The organism is Acinetobacter sp. YH12069, from assembly GCF_013419675.1.
GTDB lineage: Bacteria > Pseudomonadota > Gammaproteobacteria > Pseudomonadales > Moraxellaceae > Acinetobacter > Acinetobacter amyesii.
This window is the reverse complement of the sequence record NZ_VOZS01000007.1, coordinates 159,254-172,291: the sequence shown is the minus strand read 5'-3', so window position 1 is coordinate 172,291 and position 13,038 is coordinate 159,254. Positions and strand designations below refer to the sequence as shown.

Below are 13,038 nucleotides of genomic sequence, written 5' to 3'. Positions count from 1 at the left end.
AGCAAGTAACTTGGACCAGTGTTGATCATTTAGCATTGTTCGAGGCATAGCGAGTGTAAAATTGGGTTTGGCGATTTAATTTTACTATCTCGCTATTTTTTTAATCAACAAATGTCAACAGATCCTATTAAGGTTGATTACCAGTTTAAAAATTTAAGCAATAAAGATGTCACTGAAACGGTCTTATTTCCGTTGCCAAAAGTAGAAAACTTCTTTGAATCTGATTTTGCCAATACAGAAAAGCTGCTCAAAAGTTTTAAAGTTCAAGTGAATGGAAAAACGATTCAGCCTGAAATGCACGTGCGCACTTTTATTCAAAAAAATGCGAAAACAGCCCCGATTGATATGACGGAGAGTTTTAAGCAATGCGGGTTTACGGAAAAAAACATGCTGAATCCGTGGAGCAGGCAAGATGTTGAATATGAAACTTTCGAAACAAAACTCAGACGCTGTAAAAATGTAGCGCTGCAAAAAGTATTGCCCAAAGATCCGAATGAAACCATTTCATGGTCGTCTCAGGTGATTTACAGTTGGAAGCAAACGTTTAAAGCCAATGCGCTCACACGTGTACAGCATCAATATGCACCGCTGGTGGGTGGGTCTGTGGCTTTATATCCTGATGAATATAATAAAAGTTATTGTATGGATCAAAACTTTAAGGCAGGACTCAGAAAGGCTAAATCACAGCATGCACCATTTCAAGCGCTGGGCTATATCTTAAAAACTGGTGCCAATTGGGCAAAGCCTATTCAAGATTTTAAACTGACTATCGAGCGTGATGCAGGAGAGTTGGTTTCTTTTTGCTGGGCAGGTAAAGTGAAGAAAATCAGCGCTACGCAGTTTCAAATGGTTGAAAAGAATTTTGTGCCCAAACAAGATTTGGACATTATTTTTGTGCATGTGAAATCAGGTCTGGATTAAAACTTGCAGGCAAAACTGCTGCGATTTGTTTATCATCGTCCATAAGCAATTTTGAGTTTTGATATATGTCGATGGAAATACCTGATGAGTTGGCAAATTTAGAAGCCAATAGCGGCATTTATGCAGTGTGGATGTTGCTGCAGCACTTAGGTATAGATGCAGACATTCAGCAGCTCATCGAAGTTTGCGCTTATGAAGCTGGCCATGGCACAACAACCATTGGTTTGGCTGTAGGACTGAAAAAGTTTGGCTTTCTAGTAAAGTTTTACACAGAGCATGATCCTGAGCTGCAAGACAGTGAAAAACGCAGCTATGCAGAAGCGGATCAATTGGAACTGCCTATATTACCTGCAATTGGCTATGCACAAATCCAGCAGGCTTTTGAACAAAATCAGTTTGTGATTGTCTATTACGACACCCTAGAGGGCGTGGGGAATCATTCTTTGGTGTATGAAATTGACGAAGCAGAAATCAGTTTCTTTGACAGTTTTGATGCCATGCCAGCAGACGTATTTGAACAGCAGCGTGGGGCAGAGGGCATTTGCAGACAAGTCATTACGGTGGATGTAAATGACTATGTGGCGAGCTGAGCCATTTTGTTAAAAGCAAAAAGCCCATCATGAGATGGGCTTTATTTTTTAGAAAAGAATTGGATTACTGCTCAGCCACATTGGCTTTTTCATTCCAAAAATCTGCTTTTTCTTCATCGGCGTCGATGCCTAAGCCATTGACATAAATAAAAGCCAAATCACGCATGGCTTGAACTTCGCCCAGTTTGGCAGATTGTTCAACAAGTTCAATGGATTTAGCGACATCTTTTTCCACCACATCGCCGCGACGGTAAAAATTGGCCAATTCTAAAATTGCAGCAGGATGGTCATGTTTTGCCGCTTGTTCTAACCAGCGGTGCGCATGTTCAAAATAGGTTTTAGATTCTTCAGGATCTTCTTCGAGCATATCTTTGGCATAGACTGCATAGCCTTCACCCAGCCAATACATGGCTTCTACATGACCTAACTGAGCTGCTTTGAGTGCCCATTCTTCAGCAAGTTCAACATGCTCATCATTTTCACTTTGCATATAAATTTCAGCCAGTTCAAATTGAGCATCTTTATTGCCTACCATAGCGCGGTTATATAAAGCAGGAGAGATTGAAAGTTCAGACATGTGTAATCCAAAAGAGCAGAATAGGCATAGCCTAATCTGTTGGCATGAAAAAAGCCAATCCGAAGATTGGCTTTCAATGTTTAGAGAATGTTGTCTAAAGAATTAAAATTTCAATAACACTGCTGACAATACAAATACGACAACCAATGCACCAATAATTTTCCAAAAAAATTCAGCGATATAACTAATACATAGCCCGACAAATAAAGCCGCAATGGTCAGCGCGCCAAACCAATAACTGATGTTATTGCTCGGCGTTCCAAGAGAGAGGCAAATTATCAAGGCAATAATCAATAGCGCCCAGCCGACTAACGTGGCTAACCGTGTTTGGCCCACACTTAACTCTTTGCTGTAGAACTGCTTTTGATGTTTAGACATGCTGCAAGCCAAGGCAAAAAAACCTAAGCTACTCAGTGCCCAAATCAGGAGAAAGAACATCATGCTTCAACCTCCTTTGTGCCACGTGCTTTTTTAACAGGCAGCCCTTTATGCTTTTTCACTTTGTAAAATGAATAGGCAAACAAGATAGCCAAAAGCCACATTGCAAGATCAAAGGATGCAATTATCCATTGGCCATTTGCCATGGTATTCCAAAGCGGTTGACCACCAGTCATGAAGTTTACAATTGGCAGTAGGGCAAAAATTGCTGTGGCAAAAGCTAAAAGTTCCAGCCACGCTTGACGGTGCGTACGGAACATCGCATAAACGAGCGTCAGTAGCCAAACAATAAAGAAACTACGAATTTCTAATTCCGAGCGGTTTTCAAGCTGTGCTGGAATAAAACGGTTGGCATAGAAAAATGCTGCACAGGCAATGGGTAAACCAATAATCGCTGCAATATTGGTCACTTCAACCGTGCGGTAGCCAAATGATTTAAAGCCTTGTTTTTGCTGTTGCGGCGCACGTTTTACACACCACAGAATGAGACCTGTAGCGACCATCAGGGTGCCTATAATCCCTGAAATGAATAACAGCCAACGTAGTGCTAAATCTACACCGCGTGCTTCATGCAGCGTAGTCACAACATTGTAAATACCCATCGGTACAGAAGGGTGCTTTAACTTGGCACTTTCGTCAGTTAAGTCTTTGCCTGTTACGCCATCAAATTGTTTGCTTGCATAGACATTTCGATACGCGACACTTTCACCATGTAAGGCACGTAGTTCAATTTTAGCTTGGTCTGTATTCGGTGCAATGATACTAACGGTACTAATCGGATTAGTTTTCCATTCAGCTTGAACCGCAGTCACGATTGGTGCTAATTTGGTCAACGGAGCAGCAACGACAGGTTGTCCTTCACGTTTAGAGCGACGATCTCCTCGACCTTCACCACCATCAGCACGATTTTCGCCTTGGTTTTGTGCAGAATTAGCACGAGCTTGTTGTAGACGTTGGCCACGTTCTTCGCGTCCTTGAGCAGATTCACGTCCTTCAGGTTTATTTTCCTGAACTAAGGCACGATTTTGTTCTTGTAAAAATTGTCCCCGGTTTTCATAAATACGTTCAATCCCCCAAGGCATGATCGTAAATAACAGTAGCAACAGGCCACTAAAGGTGATCATGATGTGGAAGGGAAGCGCAAATACTGCGGTTGCATTATGTGCATCGAGCCAAGAACGTTGTCCTTTGCCTGAACGGAAGGTAAAGAAATCTTTAAAGATTTTTTTATGAGTAATCACACCACTAATGATGGCAACTAACATCAACAGTGTGGCTATCCCGATAAACCATCGTGTCCACATACGTGGCATGCCATATAGTTCGAAATGGAAACGATAGAGAAAATTACCACCACGCGTATCGCGCGGCTCAAGCACTTCACCTGTAGCACTATCAATGTAGATTTGTTTACCACCACGGCGTGCGCGAGGGTCTTCACCTTGTTCACGAACGGTAATTAATGTGGCATTTTGACGCGTATTTGGCAGCAAAATATTCCAAGCACCTGCATTCGGATGATTTTGCTGTAAATAATTCAGTGCGACTTCAGTTTGTTGGACTTGTGAACTGGCTGGAACAGATTGATGCAGCTCAGGTGTCATCCAAACATTGATTTCATTTTTAAAGAAGCTCAGGGTTCCGGTCAGGAAAATAGCATACAGCAACCAACCTAAGATTAGGCTAGCCCATGTATGCAGCCAAGACATGGACTGGCGAGGCCCCTCTACTTTTGCATCAACACGCATTTTAGCTTCCCATCATTATGTAAATGGCATACAAACACACCGCAGGGATCACAATGCCTAAAGTTGCTTTGAGGGTTTTATTCACCATAAAGACCCAAATAAATGCACAGCTCCACAGGATAAATGAAATTAAAGTTGCACTCATGGCTGCACTTCCACGGTCTTCGCTAAATACATCTACAATTACGATGGCAGATAGCATTGCGACAACATATCCGCCCACTAAAGCGAGGGCAAAGCGATAGAAAATCATCAAGCGATAGGTCAATAGAGAAGGAGTGTCTTTACGCGTTTTAGGCAGCGCAGATTTGAGGGGTGTCACGAGTGCCTCAGGTGGTGAGCTATTCATAAAATACTTAAGCGCTTGGGAATTGTATTAAAGTTAATCTAAATGATAACAATTATTATTAATAATTAGAATAATGTATTCACATAATTATTGATATTTCAGCATGCTGAGTAGAAATTGATTTAAAAAGAGGGGAAATAAAGGCAAAAAAAATAGCGACCGAAGTCGCTATTTTAGAATGCAAGAATGCTTAATTGTCTACATTATTGCTCTTGTTGAATGCCTGCAACTAACCAGTCTTGATCAGAACCCGCAGGTTTAACAAAATGCCATACTTCAGCAAAAGGCTGTGGCAGGCTATTTAAGTCTTCACTTACAGTACCTGTAAAACGCACACTTACAACGTATTGACCATTTTCGTTAGCAGAATCGACCACCATAGCATTTAAGTTAGAAAACTCAGCAACGTCTTCATCTTTATTCGCCATAATGTCGTTATACATAGACTGGTAAAGATCAGGCGTTAAGTAACGCTGAATTTCAGAAATGTTGCTTGCCGTATTCATCGATTGAATGTGGTTAAAACGCTGACGTGCAACACGTAAAAATGTTGCTGGCTCTGTACCATCAGGCAATTGATTGCCGCTGTTGGTATAGGCAGCACCAAAAGGCGCGTTCGTTGCTGCAGCTGCACCAAATGGAGCATTTGAAGCTGCTGAATTACCGCCTACAGAATTACCAAAAATATTCGTATTGTCATTACCTGCACGAGGTGCAGCATTTTGCTGGCCAAACGGTGCATTGTTTGCACCGCTGTTTGGCGCATACGGATTGTTAGCGGCTAGTTTTTTTTTTGAGCCCATCTTACGGAAAATGAAGAAGGCAACAGCAGCGGCAAGTAAAATCCAGATCCAGCCTGGAATACCACCTTTCTCTTCCTGTTGTTGAGCTTGCGCTTCAGAAGCTGCTTGACCGTTATTGTCATCGGCCATCGCATTTGCAGCGACTGCACCAATAGCAGCACCAGCCACACCAGCAGCAACCATTCCGCCCACATTCGAGCCAGATTTTGCTGGAGCGCCAGCAGTTGCAGGCTGTTGAACAGGAGCAGATTGACGAGGTTGCTGATAAGACTGAGTTGGAGCAGCTTGACGGCTCATACCATGGCTTTTACCACCACCGGCACGTTTCGCTTCTGCAATCGGCGCTACCAAAAGGGCTGCTGTTAAAAGAGCAGTCATCAAACCACGCTGTCGAACTTCCATCAAATTTTCCTATATCTATATAAATTTAAAATAGCCATCTAGTTATGCCGCCATTTGTACTGAATTTCAATAGAACATCGGTAAAAAATTGAAAATTCATTCAAAATAAACGATTCAACGTGACTAAGACTCATCGGTAAGTGTAATTGCCTGACTCAACGCCTCATGTAAACGTGCGACAGAAATAATTTCTACACCTGAAATCGGTTTTTGCGGTGCATTCCCACGCGGTAAAATAATGGTTTTAAAACCATGCTTAATGGCTTCTTTGAGTCGTTCTTGTCCATTGGGTACAGGGCGGATTTCGCCTGAAAGGCCGACTTCACCAAATACTGCCAAATGCTGTGGCAGGGCTTTAGCTCTTAAGCTAGAGGCACAGGCTAAAAGTACCGCAAGGTCAGAACCGGTTTCCGTGATTTTTAAGCCACCGACGACATTGACATAGACATCTTGTCCTGCGGTTTGTACGCCACCATGACGGTGCATAACGGCTAAAAGCATGTTTAAACGGTTTTGTTCTAAACCTAAGGCCACGCGCCGAGGTTGTCCGTGCGCATCATCTACCAAAGCCTGAACTTCAACCAAAAGTGGACGTGTACCTTCACGGCTAATCATGACGATAGAGCCCGGAATGGCTTCATCATAACGACTAAGGAAAATGGCAGAAGGGTTTGATACCTCGCGCAGACCTTTATCGGTCATGCCAAATACCCCAAGCTCGTTGACCGCACCAAAACGGTTTTTCACCGCACGAATCATACGGAAGCGAGAGTCAGATTGACCTTCAAAATACAAAACACAATCGACCATGTGCTCAAGCACACGAGGGCCTGCCAAAGAGCCTTCTTTTGTTACGTGACCGACAATAAACAATGCTGTGCCACTATTTTTGGCAAAGCGGGTCAGGAGTGCAGCCGATTCACGAATTTGGGAAACACCGCCCGGCGCAGACTGGAGTGTTTCGGTGTATAAGGTTTGGATCGAATCTAAAATGGCCACGGCAGGGCGTTCATGTGCCAATACTTCGCAAATACGCTCGACACAGGTTTCTGCCATGACTTTGAGTTGATCGGTCGGCAAATCTAGGCGTTGGGCACGTAGCGCCACCTGAGACAAAGATTCCTCACCTGTGACATATAAGGCAGAACTTTTACTCGCCGCCATATAGGTTGCGGTTTGTAGCAAAATAGTGGATTTACCAATGCCGGGGTCACCACCAATCAGCACTACTGAACCTGTGACCAGTCCACCGCCAAGCACACGGTCAAATTCACCAATACCTGTTGCCATTCGGGTTTCATGCGAAACAGAAACTTGATTTAAGGTGGTCACAGCAGCGGCTTGACCTGCATAGCCACCGCCCATTTTAGGCTGTGCACGGTGTGTAACGGCGGGTGCAATATTGACTTCGACTAATGAATTCCATTCACCACATTCGGTACATTGACCGGCCCATTTGGGATGATCAGCACCACATTGTTCACATCGATAGACACTTTTTGCTTTCGCCATAATATTTACTGTGCACAAACTCAAATTGAGTCACAGCATAGCGGTGAATACATCGAAAAACCAAGTTTTTATCGCATGAAATGACTGTTGAAGGTCAATTGATGTCGTTTTATTTTCAATAGCTGCACTTTTATATAGTAAGCACTTTATAATAGCGCATTATATTTTTTGAAATGGGTCACCACATGACTGAACTATTACGACATATCGATGCCATCGCACGTGAAAAAAATCGTGATGTGTTATTTGTGCATTTTGAAGAATATGATCATCAACATCCTGAAAAAAATACGGTACGTAATGACGTTATGCACTGGTTTGACCTGCAAAATCTCGAGTATTTCCCTTGTATGGGGCTAGAAGGTGAGTCTTTGATCGATAGCTATACAGGTGATTTATACCTTGACGTACCTTTTGATGAAAGCAGCCCTGCATATAAAACTCTCAGTGAATATCTTGAAGATGAACAAGGGAACATGAAAATTCAGGGGGTATTGTTCTTTTCTTTATCCTTGGAAATTGCCTTAGAAATCGAAGCGGATCTGATGGAAGCCAGTGCTGTAGATTCTGAATATGCTGAAAATGAGTTTGGTGACCAATTTGGCGAAGGCTTTATTGAAGATGCTGAGTCAGATCAAAAGGATGAATCCAATGAAAGCAACACGAAAAACGACAAATTTGATGATGGTCAAATCGGTACGATTCAATAAGTAAATATCGATTATCAGTCCGAATAAAAAAGCCACGTGAATTCACGTGGCTTTTTGTTTAGTAGCGTGAAAGGATTAGTACAGTTCACCTGATTTACGACGTGCAATAAAGTCCTTCGATTCTTTGGCAATAACACCAGAAAGTAACAACAGCGCAATTAAGTTTGGTACAGCCATCAAACCGTTAAAGGTATCGGCAAATAACCACACAAGATCAAGAGTCGCCACACAGCCTACAAAGACTGAAGCGATGTAAATCAAACGGTAAATCAAGACAAACTTTTCACCAAGTAAGTAAGTACAGCATTTTTCACCATAGTAACTCCAACCTAAAATGGTTGAGTATGCAAAGAAAATAATCCCGAAGGTGACGATCAAGCCGCCAAAACCCGGTAATAATTTATCAAATACGCTGATAGTTAAAACTGCACCAGTTTGGTCGCCAAAACTGTTGCCTGCCATAATAAAGCCCATGACCAAAACAATCCCGGTGATAGAACACACGATAATCGTATCGATAAATGTACCTGTCATTGAAACTAAACCTTGACGTGCAGGGTGATCCGTTTTCGCAGCAGCCGCGGCAATAGGTGCAGAACCCATACCTGCTTCGTTAGAGAAAACACCACGGGCAACACCATAACGAATAGCCGCACCAATCGCACCACCTGCCGCAGCTTCGCCAGTAAATGCATAGGTAAAGATTAATTTGAGAGAAGGAATGACCAATTCAAGATTATTTAAAATGATGATTAGTCCACCCAATACATAACCGACAGCCATAATAGGTACGATATAAGAGGATGCTTTAGAGATGGATTTAATTCCGCCGAGAATTACTAAAGCAGACAGAATAGTAATAACAATACCTGTAATCCACGTTTCAAGTCCGAGACTATTTTCAACAGCGAGGGCAACCGTATTGGACTGTACTGAACTGCCAATGCCGAAAGAGGCTAAAGTACCAAAGAGGGCAAAAATGACAGCGAGCCATTTCCACTTCAGTCCACGTTCAATGTAGTACATTGGACCGCCGCTCATTTCGCCATTTTCATTTTTTACGCGATATTTGACTGCGAGTACGCCTTCACCATATTTGGTTGCCATACCAAAGAGGGCTGTCATCCACATCCAAAATACTGCACCGGGGCCACCAAGGACGCAGGCTGTTGCAACGCCTGCGATATTACCTGTACCGATGGTTGCAGATAAAGCAGTCATAAGTGAGGCAAAATGTGAAATATCGCCTTCATGTGATTTGGCATGTTCATGCCTTCCAAACACTTGTTTAAATGCTAAAGGCAACATGCGGAATTGCCAGAATAGTAAACGGAAGGTGAGGAATACACCTGTTCCGACAATGAGGACCAACATGTATGGGCCCCAGACCCAACCGCTGAGTGTATTCATGAGTGTGTGTAGATCTTGCATAGTATCTTTCTTCTTATCGGTCCTGAGTGAATGCTACATTTTTGATATCTGTAGCAATTGATATGCCATTGTTAGAAACTTCCATGATTTTTGGCATAAATTTTTTATCGTTGGGAAAATATTTTTTGCATAGAATTGAAGTTTTTACAAGTAAATTGTTGTTTTGTTTGTCGCTTTGAATTTGGGATAGAGGTTAAGATTTTTATATATAAGAAAAATAAATTAACTTTGTCACTTAATCCGAAAATATAGATGATGAAAAATAATTTTGTATTTTCTGAAACTTTTACGTTAATTTGTCGCAATTGGAACGCGAAGTTGAATTAAATAATGTCAAATGAGAGTCATGGATCGCACGCCGATAGCGGCGATTTGAAACGAAGCCTGTCCAACCGACACCTGCAATTGATTGCGATTGGTGGTGCGATTGGTACAGGTTTATTTATGGGGTCAGGAAAGACCATCAGTTTAGCTGGTCCGTCCATCCTTATTATCTATATGATTATTGGTTTTATGGTTTTCCTCGTCATGCGTGCATTAGGCGAGTTATTACTATCAAATCTTGAATATAAATCTTTTATCGATTTTGCAACCGACTTAATCGGCCCGTGGGCAGGTTATTTTGTGGGTTGGACCTATTGGCTGTGCTGGATCACTATAGGGATTGCTGATTTATCGGCCATCATTTATTACCTGCAATTCTTTAATGGAGGTAACCCGTTCTCGCCCGAAGAAGGGGTGATGATCAGTGTTGCCGCCATTGTTTTTATCATGGGTTTAAACCTTGTTACGGTTAAACTTTTTGGTGAATTAGAGTTTTGGTTTGCACTGATTAAGATTATTGCAATCGTGGTGCTCATTGGTGTCGGTCTTTGGATGATCTTTACCGGTTTTACCTCATCGACAGGTGAAATCGCATCATTCACACATTTATGGTCACATGGTGGTCTATTCCCAACAGGAGTAACTGGCTTCTTGGCAGGTTTCCAAATCGCCATTTTTGCCTTTGTCGGCGTAGAACTCGTGGGTACTACGGCAGCAGAAACCAAAGATCCAGAACACAACTTGCCTAAAGCTGTCAACTCGATTCCGATTCGTATCATTATTTTCTATGTGCTGGCACTTGTGATTGTGATGTCCGTTACGCCATGGAATGCCATTGACCCAAGCATTTCACCATTCGTGAACTTGTTTAGCCAAGCCGGTATTGCTGCTGCTGCGATTATTATGAACTTGGTTGTGTTGTCATCAGTTATGTCATCGATGAATAGTGGTGTGTTCTCGACTTCACGTATGTTGTTTGGTTTATCTCGTGAAGAGCAAGGTCCAAAAGCGTTTGGCCGTCTAAACTCACGTGCAGTTCCGGCAAATGCGTTATATTTCTCGGCAGTTTGTTTACTGTTGGGTGCGGCATTACAGTATTTCGTACCGAACACGGTTGAAGCCTTCACTTTAGCAACTACACTGTCGACGATTTTATTTATCTGCGTATGGCTCATGATTATCTGGAGCTATATCGTTTACTATAAAACTCGTCCTGAGTTGCATGCGAAATCAACCTTTAAACTACCGGGTGGTTTATATACCTGTTGGCTCGTGATTATCTTCTTCATCGGCATGATTTATGTCTTGTCGCTAGAAGCAGATACCATGAAAGCGCTCATGGTGAGCCCGATTTGGTTCATCATATTGATTATTGGCTATTTCGGTTTTTATAAGAAAAAGCACCATTAATTTACATTTTTGATCTGATGTAAAAACATAAAAAGCTGCTCCTGAGGGGGCAGCTTTTTTATTTGGATATAGACTTATTTTAAGTTAAAACAGACTGTTTATTAGCGTTTCGATTTGTATTAAACAGCATTCAAATTGATATGCTATTTCAGTGAAATCAATAGCCTGATCGAGCTAGAAATAAAGACAAATAAGGATTGAAAACAGCACCATCAAATTTTGCTTAAATTTAGTGCAGAATGGCAAAAAGCTCACTTGGAATTACAGGGCTTTTCTTTTATCCGCGGGTTGATCACGTTATACTCGGAAAAATCTTTTCATTAGGTACGTTTATGTATCGTTTTATGAATTATAAAATTATTGTATTAGCAAGTGCTGTGCTGCTGACCGCTTGTGGTCAGTCTGGTGCATTGCATTTACCTTCAGATGCAAATGCAGATAAGCGCGCAAAATATCTGATTTATCCAGATACGCCTGCACAGCAAAAGCAGGAAAAACAAGCGGCTCCTGTTGCAACTGAATCGGAATCTTCAAATTCTAACCCTACACCTTAATGCTTTTATAGAAAGGATACTTTCATGAGTTTCACCCGTACGAATGGGGTATTGCATGCAGAGCAATGTTCTTTACAACAGCTTGCACAGCAATATGGCACACCGCTTTATGTTTATTCAAAAGCTACTTTTGAAAAGCATTATTCAGATATGGATCGTGCATTTAGCTTTATCGACCATCAAATTTGTTTTGCGGTAAAGTCAAACTCTAATCTTGCGGTGTTAAACGTACTTGCCAAGCAGGGCGCTGGTTTTGATATCGTGACGGGTGGAGAACTCGCACGTGTGTTAAAAGCCGGTGGTGAAGCTTCTAAAATTGTATTCTCAGGTTTGGGTAAAACTGAAGCCGATATCCAAAAAGCATTGGACGTGGGTATTGCATGTTTTAACGTTGAATCACATGCAGAGTTGGATCGAATCCAAAAAGTTGCTGCTGCAATGGGTAAGAAAGCACCGATTTCATTGCGTGTAAATCCAGATGTGGATGCTAAAACCCATCCTTATATCTCTACGGGTTTAAAAGAAAATAAATTCGGTATTCCTTCAGACAGCGTTTTTGAAACTTATGCGTATGCGGCATCATTGCCAAATCTTGAGATTATCGGGATTGATTGTCATATCGGCTCACAGTTGACTGAAACTCAGCCTTTTGTTGATGCACTTGATCGTGTCATTGTAATGATCAATCAACTGAAAGAGATGGGTATTCATCTAAAACACATCGATATTGGTGGTGGTTTAGGCGTGACTTACAAAGACGAAGTTCCGCCAACTGTTGAAGAATATGCTCAGGCAATGCGTCCGGCTTTAGAAAAATTAGGCCTTAAGGTATATATGGAGCCGGGGCGTAGTATTTCTGCAAATGCAGGTGTGTTGTTAACCAAAGTTGATTTACTCAAACCGACCAATCATCGTAATTTTGCCATTATTGATGCTGCTATGAACGACTTAATCCGTCCCGCTTTATATGAAGCATGGATGGATATTCAGGAAGTAACGCCTCGTACTGATACAGAAAAGAAAGACTGGGATGTTGTTGGTGCGATTTGTGAAACCGGCGATTTCCTCGGAAAGCAACGTCAGTTGGCGATTCAAGAAAATGATGTGCTTGCAGTATTGGGTGCGGGTGCTTATGGTTTTGTCATGAGCTCAAACTACAACAGCCGCGGACGTGCTGCTGAAGTGATGGTTGACGGTGATCAGTCTCATTTGATTCGTGAGCGTGAAACCATCGAATCCTTATGGGAACGTGAACGTTTATTGCCTTAA

11 protein-coding genes and 2 pseudogenes are annotated in these 13,038 nt (G+C 42.0%); 6 read left to right on the top strand and 7 right to left on the bottom strand.

Annotated elements, in window-relative coordinates:
* Positions 1-126: 126 nt before the first annotated feature.
* Positions 127-921, top strand: a pseudogene (locus FTU16_RS07100) (DUF4424 family protein); the annotation flags it as partial.
* A 65-nt stretch (positions 922-986) separates the two neighbouring features.
* On the top strand, positions 987-1,511 hold the full coding sequence (locus FTU16_RS07095) for a cysteine peptidase family C39 domain-containing protein (RefSeq protein WP_180162987.1): 525 nt from the start codon (positions 987-989) through the stop codon (positions 1,509-1,511).
* Positions 1,512-1,575: 64 nt separating this feature from the next.
* Here FTU16_RS07095 and FTU16_RS07090 read toward each other — a convergent pair whose 3' ends face one another.
* The 6 genes from FTU16_RS07090 to radA form a co-directional block, all read right to left on the bottom strand.
* The gene (locus FTU16_RS07090) at positions 1,576-2,088 is read right to left on the bottom strand and encodes a tetratricopeptide repeat protein (RefSeq protein ID WP_180020727.1); all 513 of its coding nucleotides are present in this window, start codon (positions 2,086-2,088) and stop codon (positions 1,576-1,578) included.
* 102 nt (positions 2,089-2,190) lie between these two features.
* A complete protein-coding gene (locus tag FTU16_RS07085; RefSeq protein WP_180162986.1) occupies positions 2,191-2,529 on the bottom strand; it encodes a DUF3325 domain-containing protein in 339 nt (112 codons plus the stop codon).
* Positions 2,526-4,274, bottom strand: coding sequence for a PepSY domain-containing protein (locus FTU16_RS07080; RefSeq protein WP_180162985.1), 1,749 nt, complete (start codon positions 4,272-4,274; stop codon positions 2,526-2,528). The genes FTU16_RS07085 and FTU16_RS07080 overlap by 4 nt, the downstream gene beginning before the upstream one ends.
* Before the next feature lies 1 nt (position 4,275).
* Complete coding sequence (locus FTU16_RS07075) at positions 4,276-4,623, bottom strand: hypothetical protein (protein ID WP_180162984.1); 348 nt, start codon at positions 4,621-4,623, stop codon at positions 4,276-4,278.
* 203 nt (positions 4,624-4,826) lie between these two features.
* Positions 4,827-5,828: a Tim44 domain-containing protein gene (locus tag FTU16_RS07070; RefSeq protein ID WP_180003352.1), complete on the bottom strand. Its 1,002-nt coding sequence runs from the start codon at positions 5,826-5,828 to the stop codon at positions 4,827-4,829.
* 123 nt (positions 5,829-5,951) lie between these two features.
* The gene (gene radA / locus FTU16_RS07065) at positions 5,952-7,340 is read right to left on the bottom strand and encodes a DNA repair protein RadA (RefSeq protein ID WP_180003350.1); all 1,389 of its coding nucleotides are present in this window, start codon (positions 7,338-7,340) and stop codon (positions 5,952-5,954) included.
* Positions 7,341-7,525: 185 nt separating this feature from the next.
* On the opposite strand from radA, the pseudogene FTU16_RS07060 reads away from it, so the two are divergent.
* Positions 7,526-7,882 (top strand): annotated as a pseudogene (locus FTU16_RS07060) (hypothetical protein); the annotation flags it as partial.
* Between the two features lie 243 nt (positions 7,883-8,125).
* On the opposite strand, the gene FTU16_RS07055 reads toward FTU16_RS07060, so the two are convergent.
* The gene (locus FTU16_RS07055; protein ID WP_180065027.1) at positions 8,126-9,481 is read right to left on the bottom strand and encodes a sodium:alanine symporter family protein; all 1,356 of its coding nucleotides are present in this window, start codon (positions 9,479-9,481) and stop codon (positions 8,126-8,128) included.
* A gap of 330 nt (positions 9,482-9,811) precedes the next feature.
* Between FTU16_RS07055 and FTU16_RS07050 the strand changes: the two genes are divergently transcribed.
* The 3 genes from FTU16_RS07050 (at position 9,812) to lysA (ending at position 13,038) form a co-directional block, all read left to right on the top strand.
* Positions 9,812-11,215, top strand: coding sequence for an amino acid permease (locus tag FTU16_RS07050; protein WP_180009988.1), 1,404 nt, complete (start codon positions 9,812-9,814; stop codon positions 11,213-11,215).
* Between the two features lie 344 nt (positions 11,216-11,559).
* Positions 11,560-11,769: a lipoprotein gene (locus tag FTU16_RS07045; RefSeq protein WP_372491094.1), complete on the top strand. Its 210-nt coding sequence runs from the start codon at positions 11,560-11,562 to the stop codon at positions 11,767-11,769.
* 24 nt (positions 11,770-11,793) lie between these two features.
* Positions 11,794-13,038, top strand: a complete 1,245-nt coding sequence (gene lysA, locus FTU16_RS07040) for a diaminopimelate decarboxylase (RefSeq protein WP_180126393.1) — start codon at positions 11,794-11,796, stop codon at positions 13,036-13,038.